This window comes from Micromonospora sp. C51 (assembly GCF_018070435.1).
Classification (GTDB): domain Bacteria; phylum Actinomycetota; class Actinomycetes; order Mycobacteriales; family Micromonosporaceae; genus Micromonospora; species Micromonospora sediminimaris.
Genome location: NZ_JAGPXQ010000019.1, coordinates 88,107 through 109,146, shown reverse-complemented (window position 1 = coordinate 109,146; position 21,040 = coordinate 88,107). Strand labels below are relative to the sequence as shown.

General features: G+C 71.4%; 10 protein-coding genes and 2 pseudogenes. 4 read left to right on the top strand and 8 right to left on the bottom strand.

The features are described from left to right. Nucleotides 1–139 precede the first annotated feature (139 nt). Nucleotides 140–943, top strand: coding sequence for a hypothetical protein (locus KBX50_RS33840; protein WP_374224669.1), 804 nt, complete (start codon nt 140–142; stop codon nt 941–943). Between the two features lie 2,931 nt (nt 944–3,874). Here the strand turns inward: KBX50_RS33840 and KBX50_RS33835 are convergent. Next, nucleotides 3,875–4,279, bottom strand: a pseudogene (locus KBX50_RS33835) (toxin glutamine deamidase domain-containing protein); the annotation flags it as partial. A 243-nt stretch (nt 4,280–4,522) separates the two neighbouring features. Between KBX50_RS33835 and KBX50_RS33830 the strand changes: the two are divergent. Continuing rightward, entirely contained in the window at nt 4,523–5,260 is a 738-nt protein-coding gene (locus tag KBX50_RS33830) for a hypothetical protein (RefSeq protein WP_374224668.1), read from the top strand. A 2,943-nt stretch (nt 5,261–8,203) separates the two neighbouring features. Here KBX50_RS33830 and KBX50_RS33825 read toward each other — a convergent pair. The 3 genes and pseudogenes from KBX50_RS33825 to KBX50_RS19575 form a co-directional block, all read right to left on the bottom strand. Next, nucleotides 8,204–13,144 (bottom strand): annotated as a pseudogene (locus KBX50_RS33825) (toxin glutamine deamidase domain-containing protein); the annotation flags it as partial. Nucleotides 13,145–14,152: 1,008 nt separating this feature from the next. Continuing rightward, the gene (locus KBX50_RS19580) at nt 14,153–14,494 is read right to left on the bottom strand and encodes a hypothetical protein (protein ID WP_099848825.1); all 342 of its coding nucleotides are present in this window, start codon (nt 14,492–14,494) and stop codon (nt 14,153–14,155) included. Further along, nucleotides 14,491–14,883: a YbaB/EbfC family nucleoid-associated protein gene (locus tag KBX50_RS19575; protein WP_210938653.1), complete on the bottom strand. Its 393-nt coding sequence runs from the start codon at nt 14,881–14,883 to the stop codon at nt 14,491–14,493. Before KBX50_RS19575 ends, KBX50_RS19580 begins: the two co-directional genes overlap by 4 nt. A 187-nt stretch (nt 14,884–15,070) precedes the next feature. Between KBX50_RS19575 and mycP the strand changes: the two genes are divergently transcribed. Beyond that, nucleotides 15,071–16,333 (top strand): type VII secretion-associated serine protease mycosin, encoded by a 1,263-nt coding sequence (gene mycP, locus KBX50_RS19570; protein WP_210938651.1) that lies wholly within the window; start codon nt 15,071–15,073, stop codon nt 16,331–16,333. A 97-nt stretch (nt 16,334–16,430) separates the two neighbouring features. Here mycP and KBX50_RS19565 read toward each other — a convergent pair whose 3' ends face one another. From KBX50_RS19565 to eccB, 3 genes are all read right to left on the bottom strand, one after another. After that, complete coding sequence (locus tag KBX50_RS19565; protein WP_093411129.1) at nt 16,431–16,721, bottom strand: WXG100 family type VII secretion target; 291 nt, start codon at nt 16,719–16,721, stop codon at nt 16,431–16,433. A 15-nt stretch (nt 16,722–16,736) separates the two neighbouring features. Beyond that, nucleotides 16,737–17,066, bottom strand: a complete 330-nt coding sequence (locus tag KBX50_RS19560; RefSeq protein WP_093411131.1) for a WXG100 family type VII secretion target — start codon at nt 17,064–17,066, stop codon at nt 16,737–16,739. A 156-nt stretch (nt 17,067–17,222) separates the two neighbouring features. After that, nucleotides 17,223–18,650, bottom strand: coding sequence for a type VII secretion protein EccB (eccB, locus tag KBX50_RS19555; RefSeq protein ID WP_210938649.1), 1,428 nt, complete (start codon nt 18,648–18,650; stop codon nt 17,223–17,225). A 141-nt stretch (nt 18,651–18,791) separates the two neighbouring features. Between eccB and KBX50_RS19550 the strand changes: the two genes are divergently transcribed. Then, nucleotides 18,792–19,532 carry an SUKH-3 domain-containing protein gene (locus KBX50_RS19550; RefSeq protein ID WP_210938647.1) on the top strand — a complete coding sequence of 247 codons (741 nt, stop codon included), beginning with the start codon at nt 18,792–18,794 and terminating at the stop codon, nt 19,530–19,532. Between the two features lie 8 nt (nt 19,533–19,540). Here KBX50_RS19550 and eccD read toward each other — a convergent pair whose 3' ends face one another. Continuing rightward, nucleotides 19,541–20,929, bottom strand: a complete 1,389-nt coding sequence (eccD, locus tag KBX50_RS19545) for a type VII secretion integral membrane protein EccD (protein ID WP_210938646.1) — start codon at nt 20,927–20,929, stop codon at nt 19,541–19,543. Nucleotides 20,930–21,040: the final 111 nt, after the last annotated feature.

The following is a 21,040-nucleotide window of genomic DNA, read 5'->3' as shown; positions in this document are numbered from 1 at the left end:
GCCCGGCGGAGCGGATCTCGAACAGCTCCGGCCCGACCGCCACCACCGCGTCCACCTGGGCGTACGGCGCCACCTGCGGCAGCACGGACCGGGCCAGATCCAGCACCGCCGCCGGGTCGGCGACCGGGCGGCCCAGACCATGGAAGGTGGAGCCCGGAACGGCACCGGCAGTTATCGAGTCACCCGTCGATACGCTGGCGTCATGGCCACGTCCGCCGACCTCTACGCCGCCATCCTCGCCGACCCCGACGACCTCGACCTGCGGTGGCGCTACGCCGACGCCATCGAGGCCACCGACCCGGAACGCGCCGAGCTGATCCGTCTCTACCTGGCCAGGTCCTACGGCACCCGGGAGTCGGTGTACCTGCACCGGCGCATCCGCCCCCGGCTCGCCGAGCCGGTCACCCACCTGCTCAACACCTGGCAGTTGCGTAACGGCCTGATCGAGTCGGTCACCATGACCGCCCGCACCTTCGTCGACCACGGCGAGGAGGTCTGGGCCCACCATCCCGTCCGCCACCTGGTCCTGGTCGAGGCCGCCGGGCTCATGACCGAGGTCGCCCAGGTCGCCTGCCTCAACCGGCTGGTCGCCCTCGACCTGAGCGGGAACCCGATCGGCGACGGCGGGCTCGCCACGCTTGTCGACTCCCCCCATCTGGGCGGGTTGCGCTGGCTGGGGCTGGCGGGCTGCGGCATCGGCGCGGCCGGGGCCGAGGCCCTGGCCGCCACCCGCAACCTGCCCGCCCTGCGCTACGTCGACCTGTCCGACAATCTCGTTCAGGTCACCGCTCAGGGCTACGGGCAGCACATCGACGGATCGCCCGTCTGGGTCGAGATGCCCGCGCTCGGGCAGGAGCTGATCGCCCGCTACGGACCCCTGCCCTGGCTCGACGAGCAGTGGGGCTGGAGACTGCTCGGCGTCGTCCGCTGGGACGAGGTCTGACGGCTCCAGCGGTGCGCTGCCACCGCCGTCGGGCGACGGCACGGGCGGGACGCCACGGTTCGCCTCTGCGATCCGTTGGGCATGGAAACGGATGCTGGGCGGGATACCCCGCGAGTCGTCTGGCAGCGCACTGGCCTGAAGTTGCACAGCCTGTCTGACGGCGGCACCAGTCTCAGCCAGGAGCGCACCGGCCACAGCGGCACCGCCGAGGACTCTGAGCTGGCCGGAGTTGTCTCGCAGGCCCAGCAGGTCGGGGACGGGTTTGTCCGCGTCGAGGGGCGGCCCCTCAAGCGCCGACAGTTCCACCTCGGACAGCATGGCGTACACGCCACCGGGAAGCCGGGGCTCCTGACCGATGGACAGCACCACCCGGTCATAGATCTGCTCGGTGCCGTCGCTGAAACCGACGAGGAAGGCTCCGTCCACGGTGTGACGGATGCCGACGACGCTGCGCAGCGACACGTCCGAAACGCGCGTCTGGGCCGCGTCTGAGTACGCGCCGAGGCCCGGCAGGTTGTTCCGCCGGTTGTCCCCGCCGCTGAAGCTGAACTCCAGTTGCGCTCGGGCATCGACTTCGGGATCACCGGTCACCTGGTGCGCCGGTAGTGGCCTGGCCTGAGCCGACCAGTCGATGCGCCCCGCCGTGGAGGCCGCGGCCTGCTCGATGTCCCACGCGCCGGACGGACCCGCGCCGTAGACCAGCACCCGGTCGCCCGGCTGGTAGCTGTCGGCCAGGTTCTGCCCGCCGAAGTCGACAGGTGGCGCGGCCGGGCGAGGATCGGTGAACGAGCCGTCCGGGGTAAGGCCGAGCCGGGCCGAGACCTCCTCGGGCAATGCCCGGGGGTCCACCGGGTTGCCTGCCTGGTCCTGAACCTGCCCGGTCAGGATGTTGACCGCGTGGCCGGAGGACGGGTCGACCACCAGCGGATCCGTCGGTCTCCCGGTGAGGTCGGTGAGCAGCGGCAGGTCCGCGGCACCTGGGCCGCCGAGGACGGTTCTCACGGCCGGGGGAAGGCCACCCGGGTCGACGACCGCGCCGGTGGCGTCGCGGAACACCGGAGCCGCTCCGGACCGGTCCACGTGGTAGCCGGTGGTCGGGTCGACGTACTGGCCATCGGTGGTGGCCGGCGCGCTCGGCACCCGGGCCGGGCCGGGACCTGCCGCGATGTCCAGCGATGCGGTGAAGAACTCGCGTCCGTTGACGGTCACCCGGAAGTTCGCGCCATCGGGCCACCCGGCGGCGTCGGCCGGACGAGGCGTGACCGAGGTGGCCAGGCCCTGGTAGGTGGGCATGCCGCTGAGCGCCCGGGCCGCGCCCACGGTGTCGGCGAACACGTCGGACGGGGTGAACTGGGTGCCCGCCTCGGCCAGTTCGGACGGTTGGAACGGCAGCCCGGGAAGTTCCAGCTCCGTGGGGACCTGCCCCATGAGCAGCGTCTGCCGTTCCGCCCACGGGTCGTGTCCCTGCGAGACGCAGAGCACCGGCGGCAGGCCGGTCCCGGTGTCGGCCGGGGCGCCCAGGGTGACGAAGTCGGCGGTGGCGGCCCAGCCTCCACCGATCACCAGCCGGCCGAAGACGTGGTCGGGTGCCGCCTCCAGCGCGGAGTCCACCCTGGCCGTCAGCGCGAGATCGGCCTCGTTGCGCAGGGCCGTGGCCTGCTGGGCCCAGGCCCGGGCTTCGGCGCGGACGGCCGATTGAGCGGCGCGCAGCTCTGCGACGAGCTGTTGCCCGTCGCTCTGCGCCAGCCCGATCAGGCTCTCGACCTCCGGGGCGAGGTCACCAAGCTGGTTCCGGATCAGATCGAGGCGGGCCTGGGCCGCCTTCGGCCCGACCACCGGCACATTGTCACCGTGTCCGTGCACCGGATGGAGGGGCTCCTGCTCCAGCAGGCCGGAGGAGACGAGCAGGCTCAACGCCTCGGCCCGCAGTTGGCTGGCCTGGGCCGGATCGGTCGTGGCGAAGCTGTCGCTGAGCACGACCCGCAACTCGGCGAGGTGACCGATGTCCCGAGCGGTGACGATCCGGACGCCGCCGGCCTCCGGCCGGGCCCCCTCGGCGAGGGCCGTGGTCGCGTCGAGCCGCAGCCCGGCGGCCCGATCCTGCGCGACGGTGTCCACTTCGGCGAGAGTTGCCACCACCGCGCGGCGGACATGATCCGGGTGTGCGCCGGTCGACACCTGCACCACGGCACCATCGACGCCGTACTGGATGGTGGCGACGGGCACGAGCGGCGCGTCCGCCGGAGGGTCGGTCAGCTCGATGCGTACCCGGTAGGGGCCGTCGAGCGTATCCAGGGTGATGGTGCCGGCGCCCAGGTCGACACTCGCCCCGCTGGGCAATGGATCCGCCGTCAGTGCGGCTTCCACGGCGGCCGAGGTACGCCCCACGTCGGCAACGAGCAGCGCGCCGCCGAAGGTGGTACCGGCGGCAGCCCGCCGCAGATCGGGCCCGTCGGCAGCGGTCGCGGGGGCGGCAGCGCCCGGTCCCGGAGGGTCGCCGGGGCCGGTGCGCCCGACGTCCCCGGCCGCGTCGTCCGGTTGCGTCAGGCGGTCGGGTCCGCCTCGGGCCACACCTGCCGGCCCTTGATCCTGCCCTCGCGTCGTGCCTGCGCGTACTCCTCCATCACCCGACGTGGCGGCAGGCTGGAGTGCACTGTGATCACTCCCGACCGGTCGATGATGTAGCTGCCCTGACCCACGTGCATCCCCGAGGTCCGCTCCTGCTCCGAGAGTCTCTCCCGGGCCAGCCAGCCGAACTCGAACTCCCGAAGCACGATCGGATTCCCGGTTCGCAGCAGTCGGCTGATCAGCGTCAGCGCCTCGTCCTCGGTCAACTCGCCCCTCTCCGTCAGGCACCATCATCGCCCAGAGGGCGTGGGTTTCCCGCACATCGGCGGCCGGCATCTGCACCGACGTCGTCCCGGTCTGCGGATCCCACCACACCGGCGCGTCGGCGCCCGCCGGAAAGACGATCACGAAGGCGTGCGAGCTGTCGACCTCGGGCCGGCCAGCGTCGTCGAGCACGACGTTTCCGGCAGCATCGAGGAGCAGCCAGTCCGCCACCACCAGCGCCGACGCTCCCGGACCGGCATCCGCCACCTGCCGGTAAAGGTCCGCGTACTGGGCGGCGACGGCGCCGGTACGGGCGGACGGGTCCATCGGCAGGCTGTCGGGACCGCCGATCCATTCCCCGCCGATCCACGCTTCGGCGCGCTCCGGTCCGCCCCGCTCGCCGGTGACGCGGTCGATCGAGCCGTCGTCGAACCGGTCCGCCCATCGCGGTACGGACACCTGCGGGTCGCCGTGGAAGCTGGCCAGTGCCGCCAACGACGAGTCGATGCAGTTGTTGGAGCGGCCAGGCTGCTCCGGCCCGCCGTCGTTGACCAGTCGCCCGTACGGATGGGTCGACGGGTCCGCGAAGATCTCGTACCCCCGCGGGGTCTCAAGGCTCGCCGCGAGATCGTCCTGGAAGCGTGGATCCTCCAGCGGTGCCAGCTCACCCGGCCCGAACCGGCGGCTCTCCGGCAATGACGGGGTCGGGGTGGTGGTGAGCGCGCCATCCGTCGATACGCTGCCGTCATGGCCACGCCCGCCGACCTCTACGCCGCCATTCTCGCCCATCCCGACGACCTCGACCTGCGGCGACGGTACGCCGACGCCGTCGGCACCACCGACCCCGAGCACGCCGAGCTGATCCGCCTCGACCTCGACGGAATCCGCAACACGCGGGAGGTGATGCTCCTGCACCGGCGACTCCGCCAGCGGCTCGCCGCCGGCGTCGCGCACCTGCTCGTCGACTGGCGGATCCGCAACGGCCTGATCGAATCGGTCACCATGACCGCCCGTAGTTTCATCGACCACGGCGAGCAGGTCTGGGCCCACCATCCCGTCCGCCATTTGGTCCTGGTCGAAGCCGCCGGCCTCATGACGGACGTCGCCCAGGTCGCGGGTCTCGACCGCCTGATCGCCCTCGACCTGCGGGGCAACCCGATCGGCGACGACGGGCTCGCCGCGCTCGTTGACTCCCCGCACCTGCGCCGACTCCGCTGGTTGGGCCTGGCCCGCTGCGGCATCGGACCGGCCGGGGCCGAGGCCCTCGCCGCCACCGGTAACCTGCCCGACCTGCGCTACGTCGACCTGCGACGCAACCCCGTCGAGGTCACCGCTCAGGGATACGGACAGGACATCGACGGCAAGCCCATCTCGGTCGAGATGCCCCCGCTCGGGCAGGAACTGATCGCCCGGTACGGAGCCCTGCCCTGGCTGGACGTCCAATGGGGATGGCGCTGGCTCGGTGTCGGGTGGGAGGAGGTCTGAGGCGTCCGGCCCGGACGGGGAACCAGGTGTGGTCGGACTGTCATCTGGTGCGGCCGGCGGCGCCGGCCGGTTGGCCTCGGCGATCCGTTGAGCATGGAACCGGATGCTGGGCGCGATTCCCCGAGAGTCGGCCGGCAGCGCCCCGGCCTGGCGGCGGATCGCCTCCCCCACCGTCTCGTCGACCCTGCCGAGCACTGGGCCAGCCACACTTGCCGCGCCCAGAACGCGTAGCTGACCACTGCCGTCGTGAAGTCCCAGCACGTCGGCGACGCCTACCGGATCGGTAGCCGGCCCTTCGATAGGGGCGAGGTCGAGGTCGGGAAGCAGGCCGGCGACGCCTCCCGGGAACTCGGCCGCCTGGCCGATCGAGAGCACCACCCGGTCGTACGCCTGCTGGCTGCCGTCGGTGAACTCCACCAGGAAGCCACCATCGACGGTGTGCCGGAGGCTGACGATCTCCCGCAGCGATCGGTCGACCTGGCTCTGCACCGTGTCGGCGTAGGCACCGACGTCGGGCAGCGTGTTCCGCCGGTTGTAGCCACCGCCGAAGCTGTGCCGCAGGCGTGCCTCCGCGTCCTGGGCCGGATCACCGGTGAGCTGGTCGGGCGGCGGGTCCATCGCCCGAGCCGACCAGTCGACGCTCGCGGCGGGCGACGCCACCGCCTGCTCGATGTCCCACGCGCCGGAGGCCCCCGCGCCGAAGACGAGCACCCGGTCACCGGGGCGGTAGGCGTCGGCGAGGTTCTGCCCACCGAAGTCGACAGGTGGCGCGGACGGCCGGGGATCGCTGAAGGATCCGTCCGGGGCGAAGCCCAGCCTGGCCCCGACCTCGGCCGGCACGGTACCGGCATCCACCGGCGCACCGTCGGGGTCGAGAACCTGACCGGTGGTGACGTCCACGGCGTAGCCGGATGTCGGGTCGACCACCAGTGGGTCGGTGGGTCGCCCGGTCAGATCCGCGAGCAGCGGCAGATCCGACCGGCCGGTGCCGGGGCCGCCGAGAACAGCTCGAACGGGCGGTGGCACGCTCTCCGGTGCGATCGGGTTGCCGTCCGGGTCCCGGAACAGCGGTGCGCTGCCGGAGCGGTCGACCCGGTAGCCGGTGGTCGGGTCGACGTAGCTGCCGGTGGCGTCGGCCGGCACGCTCGGTACCCGGGACGGTCCCGGCCCGCTGGCGATGTCGACGGAGGTGGTGTAAACGTCCCGGCCGTTGACTGTCACCCGGAAGTTGGCGCCGTCGGGCCAGCCCGTGGCGTCGGCCGGTCGGGGTGTGATCGAGGTGGCGGTGCCCTGGTAGGTCGGCATGCCGGAGAGCGCCCGCGCCGCGCCCACGGCGTCGGCGAAGACGTCGGAGGGGGTGAACTGGGTGCCCTCCTCGGCCAGGTCGCCCGGCTGGAACGGCAGGCCAGGCAGCTCCAGCTCCGACGGGATCTGTCCCATCAGCAGCGCCTGGCGTTCCGCCCACGGGTCGTGTCCCTGCGAGATGCAGAGCACCGGCGGCAGGCCGTGGCCGGCGTCCGCAGCGGCCCCCATGGTGACGAAATCGGCGGTCGCGGCCCAGCCACCACCGATCACGAGCCGGTCGAAGACATGGTCAGGCGCCACGCCCAGGGTGGCGTCCACCCTGGCGGTAAGTGCGAGGTCGGCCTGATCGCGCAGCTCGGTGGCCTGTTGCGCCCAAGCACGCGCCTCGGCGCGGACAGCTGACTGGGCCGCCCGGATGTCCGCCACGAGCTGCTGCCCGTCGCTGTGCGCGAGCCCGATCAGGCTTTCCACCTCGGCGGCGAGCGGGCCCAGGTGATGGTGGATCAGGTCGAGGCGGGCGCGGGCCGCCTCCGGTCCGACGACCGGCGTGTTGCTGCCGAGCCCGTGCACCAGGTGTGCCGGTTCCTGTTCGAGGAGACCGGAGGCGACGAGCAGGCTCAGCGCCTCGGCGCGGAGTTGGCCGGCGGTCCCCGGATCGTTGGCGGTGGAGCTGTCGGCGAGCACCACCCGCAGCTCAGCCAGCCGGCCGATGTCACGCGCGGTCAGCACGCGGGTGCCGTCGCCCTCCGGTCGGGCGCCCTCGGCGAGTGCGGTGGTGGCGTCGAACCGCAGTCCTTCGGCCCGTTGCTGGGCGAGCGTGTCCACTTCGGCGAGCGCCGCCGCCACCGCCCGCCGGACGTGATCCGGGTGGGCGCTCGTCGACACCTGGACGACGGCCCCGTCGGTGGTGTAGCGGATGGCGGCCACCGGCGCGACCGACGCGTCCGCTGCGGCCGGGGTCAACTCGACGCGTACCGGATAGGGGCCGTCGAGGGTGGCCAGGGTGACCGTGGCGGCGGCCGGGTCGGCACTGGCCCCGTCCGGCAGTGGCCCTGTGGTCAGGGCCGCCTCGACGGCGATCCTGGTACGCCCGGGGTCGGCGTCGAGCAGCGCGCCACCGAAGGTCGTACCGGCTGCCGCCTGCCGCAGGTCGGGGCCGTCAGGATCGGCTGCGGGCCTGGAGTCGCCCGGTGGCGGCGGGCCGTCCACACCTGATGGCGCGGCGTCCCCGGCCGTTCCGACCGGCGGCGTCAGGCCGTCGGTTCCTCCGTCGGCCAGACCTGTCGACCCGTCATCCGGCCCTCTTGGCGGGCCTGCGTGTACTCCGTGATCAACAGTGGTACCGGCAGACTCATCTGGACTGTGATCACTCCCGTCCGGTCGATGATGTAGCTCCCGTGGCCCAGTTGCCTGCCCTCCGCCCGTTCCTGTGGTGACAGCTGCTCCTTCGCCAGCCAGCCGAACTCGAACGGATGCAACTCGATCTCGTTCGCCGTGCCCAGCAGGCGTCTGATCAGCGTCAGCGCCTCGTCCTCCGTCATCCGAAACCCTTTCCGCCATGGTCTCCATCGACCACAGCGCATACGTCTGCGACAGGTACGCGGCCGGGGGCTGCGGCCACGTCGTCCCTCGTTGCGGATCCCACCAGACCGGCCCGTCAGCGCCCTCCGGAAACACCACTACGAAGGCGTGCGAGTCCTGAAGCTGTACCTGCCCTCGGTCGAGGACGAGTTCACCGGTGCGGGGATCCGTCCTGACCCATTCGGCCACGACGAGGGCCGCTGAGCCCGGACCGGCCGCCGCGACACGCTGATGAAGCTGCGCGTACTGCTCGGCGACGGCCGCAGCGTGCTCGGCCGGGGTCGTGGGCAGCCCCTCCGACCCGCCGGACCAGTCGACACCGAGCCATTCCTCGGCTCGGTCGAGCCCACTCGCCTCGCCGGTGACGGTCTCGATCGTGCCGTCCGGGCGGACGTCCGGCCAGCGGGGGAAGGACACCCGGGGGTCTCCGAAGAAGCTGGACAGCGCCGAGAGCGCGGAGTCCAGGCAGTTGTTGGCGCGCCCCGGCTGGCTCGGGCCACCGTCGTTGACCAACCGTCCGTACGGGTGGGTGGACGGGTCCGCGAACAGGACGTACCCGTCCGGCGTACGCAGGCTCTGCTCGACGTCCCACTGGTAACCCGGATCCTCCAACGGTGCCAGCTCGCCCGGCCCGAGCCGCCGGGTCTGCGCCAACCCGTGATCGGTGTCGAGCGGCACCGACGACGGAACACCTGGCACATCCGGCGAGCCTGGGCCAACGTCGCCCAGCGCTTCCGGGCCGCTCTGGGTACCTGGGACGGCTGCGGTCAGCTCCCCGAGCGGCAGATCTCCGTCAACTCGTCCTCCGTCGGCAACGGCACCGTCGCGAAGTGCGCCACCTGGCGCTCGGCCGTCGCCCGGTCGACCTGCTGGATCTCGTGGCGTTCCGGATTCGCCCACAGGATCGCGGCTGCCACGTCCGGCCGGAACGTCCACGCTCGCTTCGGTCGATCCCAGATCACCGCCTGGGTCGGCCCGGTGCTGTCCGCCTCCACGATCAGGTTCACCGGCGGGCCGTCCGGATCCTCCGGTCTCCGGAGGAGGAAGTAGCCGAACGTCAGCGCTGCCATGCACGCCCCCCATCAGGTCAGGGTCCAGACCCGGCAGGTCGGACGCGGCCAATCCTCGCGCGGCGAGCACGTCGGCGAACGTCAGGCCCTGCTGCCCGAGCCAGTCGAGGTACGACTCCCGGATACTCGCCTGCCGGGGCGACGCCATCCACTTGGCGAAGCTGGTGTCCTTCGGCGTGTCGAACCGGGCGCTGTCCATGCCCCCCGGCATGCTCGCCGCGATGCCGTTGGCCTTGTTGACGGCCAGGATGTCGAGGAACGCGTGTACGCGGGCGGCCGGCGACTGCGCCGGGTCACGCATCACCTCGTACTGGTCATGGGTCTGCTTACCGACGTTGTAGCTGGTGTCGGTCGGGAACTGCAGCTCGAAGGTACGCCCGGACGGTGCGGTGAGCGTGCAGTTCAGGCCGAAGAAGCGATTTCCGGGGTGCCAGAAATTCTTCAGGTCGGTGACCTGGTAGCCCTGGGCCTCCAACGAGGCGAGGAGCGCGTCCACCGCCGGCCCGTACGCCTCGGACTCCGGTCCCCGCACCGAGAACCGCACCACGTCGTTGACGCTGTCCAGCGCCGAACCGATGTCGTACCCGAGAGGCTCCAACTCGGTGCGGAACTTGCGGGCCAGCGACTCGGCGCCCTTGACGCGGTGCTGCTCGCCGAGCGTGCTGAGCGCGTCCGCGCCGGTCAGCCCGAGCTGCGCGTTCACCTCGGCGTTGACGCTGTGCAGGTCGGCCAGGATCTGGTCGGCCTCAATCTGCGCCTCGGTAAGCGCGTCGAGCAGAGCGGCCTGGTCGGTGTCCGGCAGCCCGTCCAGGTAGGGACTTGCGGCAGGATCGCCGTCCGGTGTGGGGCCAGCGGGCACGTCGGCGGTCGAGGCTGGCGGGACCGGCGCCGGCGTGCTGGCTTCGGGCACAGCGTTACTGATCGGATCGCCCTCGGCATCCAGCACGATCGACCAGACGCCGTCCACTCGGCCGACGTGCAGTGGGCCGTTGTCGGAGATCATCTGATTCTGACCGTCAAGCCAGATGATGGTGCCGTTGTGATTGACAGCATTCCAGGTGTGTGCGCCAGATCCGTCAGCCCAACTGGTGACAATCAACGCTGCAGACCCCGGACCTGCCGCCCGAAGTGCCTCGGACACCGCGTCGAGTGCGGTTGTTCCGGTGCCCTGATGGGTGAAGGAGGCTCCGAGTGCCTGCTCCTGCCGCGCGGTGCTGCCCGTCTCGACGCTCGCTGACGGTGCGGTTTGTGCCGCTACCTCAGGCCGACCGAACCAGGTGGACAGGACGGAGAGCCCGACGTCGGCGCAATTGCTGTCCCGGCCCGGCACGGTCGGCCCACCGTCGTTGATCAGATTCGCCCATCGACCGACGCGAGGGTCAGGGTGAACAATCGGGCGGCCCGTATCTGCGTCCCGGGGAACGGCTGAGTCAAGGGCGTCCTGGTCGGTCTGATCCGGAGGCACCAGACCCCCCGGTTGACCGTACGGCCGGAATCGGCTCAGCGGCGGCCCATTGCCCACTACGCCGGGCACAGAGGGCTGGTAGACGCTTACGTCCCGCTCTGGATCGCTGATCGGTTCAACGTGCAGCTGAGGGAGGAAGTGGGCGCACGAATTACACGGTGGCCGATAGTGCCCGAGATCGTACGGGACCTTGTTGGAAAAGGCGGGCTTGATCTGATGTGTAACGATCTTGGCGCCCCGGAGAGCATCCAATGCATACTGCTCAAAATTGCCTGGCTCGCCTGCATTCCGCCACTGCTGTTCGAGCAGGTATAGCTGGTCAGATACCAGGGCTACCTCGGCGCACTTGCCATGCCCTTTGCCGGCACCCTTACCCAAAGCGGCCGCCGTTCGGTCCAGTGCCGCCTGCGCGAGCGGATGCACTGCCGGCTCGGTGGCCGGGTTGGTGCTCTTGTCGGCGGTCATGCTGGTGTGCGTGGTGATGCTGCCGTCGGGCATCAGCAGCGCACCGGCCATGCCAGGCTGCTTGGCCTTGGATATCGTCCCGGCCTTCACCTCTCGCCGGACGGTCTCGGCCAGCGTCCGTGACGCCTCAATCAGCGCGCGCTCGGCTTCAGGGCCGTTCGGATCACCGTCGACCGAGGTCGGAGCCAGCTGCCAGCTGTGGGTACCGCGGCCGGTCGGCCCTTCGGAGCGTTTGAGGGTCTGCGGGTCGACCGGGCCGGTCGCGGTCTCGGGACCGGGGTTCGTCGGCCCGCTCTGGAGGGTGCCGCTGCTGGTCGGCACCGGGATCACGACCGGCCCGTCGGTGGTCCGCTGAGTCGGATCAGTGCGCTCTGAGTTCGGATCGGTCGCCGGGTCGGCGGTGGGAGTGGTGTCGAGGGAAGGCGTCGTCGGCTCGGTGCCCGCCGTCTGTGCCGGCACCGTCGGGGTGAGCGGGTCGGATGGCGCAGGTGTCCCGTCCGGCCGGGCCACGGACTGCGCAGGTTGGGCCGGGGTGGCCGGTTGGGCCGGCGTACCCGGCTGTTGGGTGGGCGTACCCGGCTGTTGGGTGGGCCCAGCCTGCTGGGTGGATCCGGCGGGCGGGGCGGTGTTCGTCGTGGTGGGGCCCGCAGCCGGCGCGAGGGAGATCGAGCCTGCCGTGTTCGCCGCTGTCGGATTGACCGCCGGTCCGACCGGCGTACCCCGGGCGGGTGTCGGTTGCGTGGTGGTGTTGCCGGAGGGCTGCTGGGTGTTCGTGCCTGTGGTTGGTGTGCCGGTCGTGGTCGGCGTCGAGGTGTTCGGAGTGTTCGCCACCTGCGGGCCGGTCGTGGCGGGTGTACCGGTGGTGGGTGTCGGGTTTGTCGCGGTGGTCGGTCCCGTGGGCGCGGCCGTGCCGGGAGGCGTCCCTACCGTCGGGGTGGTTGGTGGCGCCGTCACCGGGGCTGTCGTACCCGGTAGGACGGTGGGTGGCGCATCCGTGGAGACGGACGGGCCGCTGGTGTCGACCCGCCCTCCGTCGGTGACGTCAGCTGCCGGGCTGTCGGCCACCGTTGCACCGGACCCGGTCGAGCCGTCGGCGGGTGGTGCGGCGGTGACGTCCACCGGTGGGCCCGCGACCAGCCGACCGTCGGTCTGAGCCCTCGCCTCGCTCGTCGTCCGGTCGCTGACGCTGGTGTCGGTGTCGGTGTTGGTACTCGTGCTGGTCCGGTCGGTGCCAGGTGATTCGGCGACCGGCGCACTCCGGCCTTCCGGCCCGCCTTTCTGGTCGTTGGTGGCGGTGCCACCATCCCCGACGCCGTCGCTGGCGGCCGGGGTGCCGTCCGGCGTCGTGGCCGCTACTTCGCCGGGCACTCCGACCGGAATCCCGGTGGAGCCGTCGACGCGCGGGTCGGCGGCCGTGGTCGCGTCCCCGGTCGCCGCACCGCCATCCACTGCCGGTGCACCAGAACCATCGTTCGTCGGCGCCACCGAACCGTCCGCCGAGGGAGGCGCGAGGCTGATCGAACCCGCTCCGCTGTCGGGGACCGTGCCGGTGCCGTTCTGCGTCGCGCCGCCGCCGGTGTCGGTCGTCCCGGCCCCGGAGGTACCGCCCGCTGCGTTGGAACTGGCGGCACCGTCCGAACCGGCTCCACCGACGCTCGCCCCGGAGTTACCACCGGAGGCGGCCGAGCCGCCGTCCGCTGCCGAGCCCGTACCGCCACCGGTCGCACCGGCACCCGACGTGGAGCCACCGCCGGTCGAGCCGGCACCAGCGCCGTTGGTGCCGCCGCCGAGATCACCGAGCCCGTTCGAACCTCCGACACCCAGGCCCGGATCGATCCCGCCCGCGGCGGGGCCAGCGCCGGGAGCGACGCCGATCCCGCCGAGACCCCAGTTGGTCACCCGAGCACCCAGATTGCCGGCGGCGCCGCCAGCAAGCGTCGCCCCGGTACGACCGGCACCGCTGGCGAAGCCGCCCAGGAACGCGTCCGCGCCCGGCATGGCCCACTGTCCGTTGATCGTGCCGTTGGCGAGCACACTGGCAGCCGGCGAGATGACGGCGTTCTGGGCACCGGAGGCGAGGCTCGTGCTGCCCCAGCGCACCACGCCGCTGCCTCGGAAGGAGAGCTGGGAAGGGCTGAACGAGAACGGCATGCGGGGTGCCGCTCGCCGGCCGGCCCAGTTCATGCCGGTGCCGAGTACCGCGCCGTACGCGCCACCCACGCCAGCGGTGAGGGTCCGGTTGCCGTCCCACTGCCGCCGCGTGCCGGTGTGCATCTGGTACGCCTGGGCACCGACGTCGATGATCAGCTCCTCGCCGATCTCCTCCACCAACTCACGGCCGAGGCGATTGAGGCCCCGCCGGAAGCCCTGGCTGGTGGCCATCTGGCCGATCCGGGTGCCGGCCAGCCGCAGCGCGGCTCGCATTCCCGCCCGGGTCAACAGTTGCCGACCCATCTGAGCGATCAGTCGCCGGAAGGCGATCGTCACCGCCTGCCGGCCGCCAGCCAGGATGCCCGGGATGGCGCCCGCGGACACCCCGCCCAACCAGGCCATCAGGAGCGCGACAAAGACCGCGATGACGGTGATGATGACCGCGATCAGCACGGTCAGCTTCGCGTACTCAATCTCCAGAGCCGCCTGGTCGCAGCCGGCGGCGTATGCGGCGGAGATCTCCTGAATCAGTGGCAGGCCGGTGTTCGGGTCCACACCGATCTGGTTCCACAACCCACCGAACGCCTCGCCGGCGCCGCCGCCCCAGCTCTGCAGGATCCTCATGACCGCCGGATCGGCTTGGCCAAGTGTTTCGCTTACCGCATCGGCCAACGCCTGCCACGCGTCGGCCAACTCCCGCATCCGGTCCTCGTCGCCGCTGGGCCACGCCTCTCCGGCGCTCACCCAGCAGATGGCGTCCCAGACCCACGCGTACTCGCCCAGCGAGTTCCTGGGATTGGGTATCGCCACCCCTGAAGCCCCTCTGTCCGATGTCGACCCGTAGCGGGTGAGCTGCTACTTGTCGTCTCCGCCGAACAGCGTCTTGACCATGTCGTCGGTGTCGACGGTGCCCTCGACCGCCCCCTTGACGGTGGGCCCCAGCACCTCGACCAGCGGCACCAGGTCCGCGGCGAGGTCGAGGACCCGCTGCGCCGGCTGATCGTCACCGCCGAGGTAGTTCTTGTTGAACTCGTTGCCCGGCTCGTCGTCACCCCAGGGTCGGTCGCCGTTGAGTGTCCCGATGGTCGCGGCGAGATTCTGCCAGGTCATGGCGAGGCGAGCACCGGCCGCGCCGAGCTCGTTGGCGCCCTCCAGCGCGGCGTCGGGCTTGACGAAGGTCTCGCGTAGCTCGCTCATCGCCGTTCCTCCCCGGGCAGTTCGCTGTCCAGCTGACGGAAGATGCCGTCGAGATCATGATCGATGTACGCCTGAAACTGACTGTCCGGTACGAACGGTCGAACCAGCTTCTCGACCTCGGCCATGGCCTGCTCGGTAGCTCGCCGGATCGTCTCGGTGACCGTCGCGGAAAGCTCCTTCGAGTTGGGCCGGCGGTAGATGCGCGGATCGAACTCGACCTTCGTCACCTGACCGCGAGGACCGACCGTGACGGTGACCAGGCCGTCTTCGGAGGTGACGGTCGCCTTCACCCTCTTGAGCTGCTGTTGCAGGTCACCGACGCCGGAGCGCATCCGCTCGAACTGCGCCATCAGCTCGTCGGCACGGGCGCGCAGCGCCTGTACGTCCATGGCGTGTTCCTCCCCGCGCAGGTCCCATCCGCCGCTCACGCCCGGGCGTGACAACTCGACCATACTGAATGGGCACGACATCGGCGTGCCCGGTCTGGCGGCGGCCCGCCGCTAGGATGCAGCGGGACCGGTTGACGGGAGGCTTGCAGACATGTTCCGGGACCGTCCTGTCGCGACGTTTGCGCTGATGGGGACGCTGTTGGCCACGGCTCTGACGATTCCCGTCGCGAGCCCGGCGGCTGCCGCACCGGCGATTTGCGATAATCCGAGCGATCCGGGAGAGGTCAACACCGAGACTCCCTGGCACCAGCGGTGGCTCGCCCCGCAGCGGGTGTGGCCGTTCAGCACCGGCGCGGGAGTGCGGGTCGCGGTCGTCGACTCCGGCACCGACAGCAGTCACCCGCAGTTGGCCGGCCGGGTGGCCACCGGCTTCGACGCCCTGCGCGGCACCGCCGGAGGCGACGTGGACTGCGTGTCCCACGGCACCGCCGTGGCCAGCATCATCGCCGCTCGCCGCCAGGACGGAGTGGGTTTCCACGGTCTGGCGCCGGATGTCACGATCGTGCCGGTCCGGGTCAGTGAACGCAACGCGAACGAAGGCCCGGGCGCTGGCGGCGACACCGTCACCGGGGCCGTCTTTGCCCAGGCCATCCGCCACGCGGTCGACGACGGTGCCGATGTCATCAACCTCTCGGTGACGCTGTACCAACCAGACCCCGAGGTTGAGCAGGCCGTCCGGTACGCGCGGGAGAAGGACGTGGTGCTGGTCGCCGCCGCTGGCAACCAGCATCAGGACGGTGCCCGCCCCGATCCGGTGCCCTACCCTGCGGCCTACGAGGGCGTGATCGGCGTGGGCGCGATCGACCAGTATGGTGCCCGGATCCGGCAGTCCCAGATCGGGCCGTACGTGGACATCAGCGCTCCAGGCGGTGCGGTGGTCGCGGCGACCAGGCTGGCTGGACACAACACTTACGACGGGACGAGTTTCGCCGCCCCGATGGTGAGTGCGACCGCCGCACTGATCCGCGCGGCGGAGCCGAACCTGTCGGCCCGGGAAGTCACCAGACGCCTCCTGGCCACCGCCGATCCGGCCCGGGGCGACGCCACCCGTGGCTACGGCAGCGGCGTGGTCAACCCGTACCGGGCGGTCACCGAACGACTGACCACCGGGGACCCGGTGGCCCAACCGCCACTGCCCGAGGTGCCGTACGACGCAGCGGCGCAGGCCCGCGCGGACCGCTGGGCGGTCTTCGGCCGGCTGGCCCTCTGGATCGGCCTCGCGCTGGCCACGGTCGCGGTCGGCGTCGGGGTGCTGGCCACACTGCTACCGCGCGGCCGCCGCACCCGTTGGCGGCCCACCCGCCCGTCGGCACCGCCCCCGACCGAGCCCGAGATCGACGAACCCGAGGAGGTTTTCTTCCGGGTACCCCATTCCATGCCGCGCGGTTGAGCGCGGCGTCGCCAGTGACCGGACGGCGAGGGCTGTCTTGCGGCGCAGACGGCGATGGCCCGGCGCGCGGCCGGGCCATCGGTGCTGCGATCTCGGTTCAGCCGCCGAACTTCGCGCGGTTCGCCGCCTCGCGGGCCTGCATCTTCGCGGCCGACTCACGAAGCGCCTTCTCGATCCGACCGAGCAGGTCACGAAGGTCGTTGGCGGCCGACTCCCACTCAGTCTGCCGCTGGAAGTACGCCTCTCGGGCGTCGCCGTCCCAGGTGGCCAGCAGCGGCGCGATGCCGGACTTGAGCCCGTCCAGCTCGCCGGTCATGTTCCGGACCGCACCGCTGCAGCTGTCGGCGGCGGCGTTCAGCCCGGCGAAGTTGTACCGAATCTCCGTCATGAGTCTTCTCCCCCGTCAGAGCTTCAGCGCCGCGGTGATCTGACCGGCGGTGGCACCCGCGCCATCCATGTCGGCCCGGATCTCCTCGTCGCTGACGTCGTAGTCCTTACCCGCAGACCCGACCGCCTCGGCGATCGCCCGCAGCGCGACGTTGAGGCGGGCCATGTCCTGGTCGAACCGCTCACGCACCTGCTGGAAGGAACCGGCACCAGCGCCCTTCCACTGGTCGTACAGCGGCGCGAGCTGGTCCATCAGCGAGTTGAGGTTGCCGGTGAGCCGATCGGCGACGGCATCGACGTCACCTTCGGTCTTCAGCATCAAGCCGGTGTCGGTGTTCATCGACATGGCGGAAGTCACCCCCGTCCTCAATTGATCGCCCCGACTCACCGGGGCGTCCTGTCAGTCGGTGCTCGCGCACCATCGTCGTACGAACGGTAACGGGTCGTGTCCAGCCCGCGCTAGACCGTTGCTCGACCCGCATTTCCATTGTGGCTGGTCAGGTCACTCCGGGTCGAGAGCGAGTTTCGCCGTCGTCGGGTCGAGTACCGGTCCGGCAGGCAGGCGGACCACCAGACTGGCAGGCAGCCGTACCGGTTGCACCTCCGAGTAGCCGAGGATGGCCGGTACGCCCTCGGATGCCAGCGGGTAACGGTGACCCAGGTCGGTGACCAGGTTCAGAGTGCCCGTCTCCTGGTCAGGGGAGGAGATCGCAGCGACCAGAACTCCGTGACCCGGCTCGATCACGACCCGGTCGGCGAGCGGGATCCCGTCACCGGTCTGCTCACCGGTGCGTACCGGCTCCCGAACCGGTTGGACCTGCGCGTCGAGCAGCAGCGTCGGCTCATCGGCGCCCGGTTGGTACGCCGCGCAGATCGCCGGCTGGTCGCCGGCCAGCCGAGCGATCTCCGGCCGCTGCTCCGGCGCGCGATGCCGCCCCTGGGCCGGCGCGGCTGCCTTGGGCGCCGCGGCGGCGGTACCGGCAGCCAGTTCGATCGGGTACGGCCTCGCCTCTCCCGGGTACGCCAACTGGGTCTCGCCGTCGGCCATCACCACATCCGCCTGAAGTGGGGTGATCGGCACCAGCCTCGTCCGTTCGGCGAGGTAGTACTGGCGGCTGCCGCCCTGGCTCTCCACCACGAAAACCTGGCCGACCCGGGCGTCCGGCAACGCCGTCGAGGGAGTCCCCCGCTCGGCCACCCGGCGAGGCGCGATCGGCTCGCCGGCGGGCAAGGCGTTCAGCCACGCCCCACCAACCTCCACCACCGGCTCGGCGCTCATGGTGAGACCCTCCAACACGATCTTTTCGCTGCGGATCTCGTACCGATGGTCGCGCCAGACCAGGTGCAGCCGGTCGGTCTTGCGGTCACGCACCAGCAGCGCGCTGTCACCCGGTTCCCGCCCGCCGCCGGGTGCCCGCCCGACGGTGAGCACGGTGGTGGCGACGATACCGCCGGCCGCGTTACGCGCCGGCTGGGTGCAGAGGGTCCAGGGTCCGTCCAGGATGCGGCCGGCCGGGGGCAGCGCGTCCGGGGCGAACGGGATGCCGATGCGCGGGCCACGCGGGGTGCCGACCAGCGAATTGCGGGAAACCGAGACGGTCGGTGCGGCAGTCTCCATGGCCAGCAGGGCAGACGCGTAGTTGAGCACCGGGTGCAGCCGTCCCTCCCGGTACAGATAGCGGGTGCCGGTCTCCTTCTCCAGGATGACCGCACCGCCCTCCTTCCACTTGGTTGCGCCGCCGGGACGCAGCAGGCCGTACACCCCCACCGCGGCCAGGCAGAGCACGGCCACCATGATGCTGGCGAAGCCGGCACCACCAAGCCTGCGGAACGGTGCCGCCTCCGGATCGGGCTCGCGCGCCACCAGCGCGGAGGTCATCCGTTGGACGAAGAACTGGTACGACTGAACCTGGTCCCGCCGCGACGGCATGGCACCCCTCCCCTGGCGTACGCCGGCACGGTCACGAACTCCGGACCGCGGTGCCTACCATAGGCACGGCGTCGAGCCGGCCGGTGCCCGCATCCGGTGTCGGCCGGCGGAACCGACGACGGCATCCCGAGGAGTCCTTCGATGATCAGCCGCGACGAGGCCCTGGCCCTCGCCCGCGAATGGGCCGACGAGCGCGGGAGCACATTCGACGTGACCCTGTTCGAATTCGACCTCGGCTACGTCGCCTGCCTCGTCGAGCCGGTCGCCGCCGCGACCGACGGTCCGCCCCTGCCGCCCCCGGCGACCGGGTATCCCCGGGCCGTCATCGACCGGGAGAGCGGCGAGGTCTCCCAGTGGCCCTCGCTGCCGTGGCAGACCATCGCCGAGCGGTACGCGCAACGCCGCGCCGCCGAGGGACGCTTCCCGCCAGACGTGCGGTACGTGCTGGAGCAGGCCGGTTGGTTTCCCGGCCGCGACTTCAGCGCCGCAGTCGACCACTGGATGGTCCGCTTCGCCGACGAACTAGCCGGGCTGGAATGCCCTCCGGTCGTACGCGCCGCGCTTGTGGAATTCGGTGGCCTGCACCTGCCTCAGTTCGGCAATGACGGCGACCTGGGCGGCGGCTTCACCAGCTACGTCCATCCCACAGAGGGCGGAGTGGTGACGGAGGCTGCCCGGGCCTTCGCCGAGGAGTTCGAGAACCCGGTCTACCCGATCGGTAACAACGAGGACGGGCCGTCCGAACTCGTCGCCGACGCGCAGGGACGGGTCTTCATGCTGCACTGGGCCGACGACTTCTTCGTCGGCCCGGACATCGACTCCGCCATCGTCAACCTGATCCGGGGCAATGAAATGTCCGAGGCCAGCGACCGCGACTGGTGACGGACTCGTCAGCCGTTGATGGCGCGCATGAACGCGTACAGGCCGAGCACGCTGCACGCGACCGGGACCACGGCCAGTTGGAGCAGGATGTCGAACATGTCACCGAGCCGGGCCAGTCGGGGGGATGGGGCACGCCGGCTGTAGGCGAGCCCGGCGGCGGCTGACAGCCCGGCCGCGACCAGGGCCACCGGCAGGACGGCCAGCACCCGGGCGCCGGTCGACGCGTCGGTCGCACCGACCAGGGGCAGCAGCCCCAGACCCACCAGGCCGACGGCGAGCATCGGCACCCGGTGCCGGACCGTCGACACCAGTCGGGCGCGCAGCAGGTAGCCGAGCGAGATGATGCTGGCGAGCAGCAGCGCGGAGAGCGTGCCGGTGGCGGTGAGCACGATCAGGCCGGCGATGGTGACGACGAACGCCCCGAAGACCATGCCGGTGAAGACCTCGTCGGCCCGGGCGGTGGCCTGGTAGATGATTTCCCGCTTGGGTTGCGGCTCGTCGCGCAGCAGGTCCGCGGCGGTACGCGGCAACGCCGGCATCGGCATCTTCCCGAGTCGCACGGAGAGCAGCGGCATCGCCGGCAGCAGCAACGTGACCGCACCGACCACGATCGCACTGCCCTGTGCGGCATCCATGGAGCCGAGCGCGATCAGCCCGCCGGCCATGCCCCAGAAGCCGACGAAGACCGCCGCCACGAAGACCCGCGTCGCGTCGCCCACCCCGAGCAGCCCGAGCAGCCCGGAGAGCAGCAGCACCGCGGAGCCGAGCAGCACGTGCGGGGCGCCCAGCGCCCAGACCGACTCGCCGGTGCCGATCACCAGCACGCCGCCGACGAAGGCGTAGGGCAGGCCGGCGGCGGCGACGACCGCGCCGGCGAGGGAGTCGGCCATCGCCCGGGACAGCACGATCCCGCAGACCAGCAGCAGCCCGGCCGCGCCGAGGGCGACCGCACCACCGAGCCAGCCGGGCTCCTCGGAGGTCACGATCACGACGAGGCCGAGCAGCAGCAGCACGCCGGCCACGATCAGACCGGTCAGCCGGGTCGCGAACGGGCTCCAGACCACCCCACGTCGTCGGGCACCGTCGGCGACGGCCTCCATCAGGTCGTCGTACGCCAACTCCGGCCACTCGGTGCGCCGCGGCACCAGGTGCAGCGTTTCGCCGTCACGGACGTTCTGTGCGGCCAGCGTACGGGTCAGGTCGACCGGGCTGCCGTCGCTGCGCCGCAGCATCCAGCCGCCGTGGCTGGTGCCGTCCGACGGTTCCTCGTCGGCCTGCCGCAGCACGGCGGGCAGCAGCCCGACGAGCGGCAGGTGCTCGGGCAGGGCGAGGTCCAACCGTCGGTTGGGGGCGATGACGGCGATGCGCGCGAGTCCGGTTCCGGCCTGGGTGACCACTAACGACCCCTCGGTACGAGGAGCGGGCCGACGGCCCGCGGCTGTCCTGACGGGCAAAGGCTACCTACCATGTGCCGGTGACGCGGGGGGCGGTTCACCGCGGCGCACCCA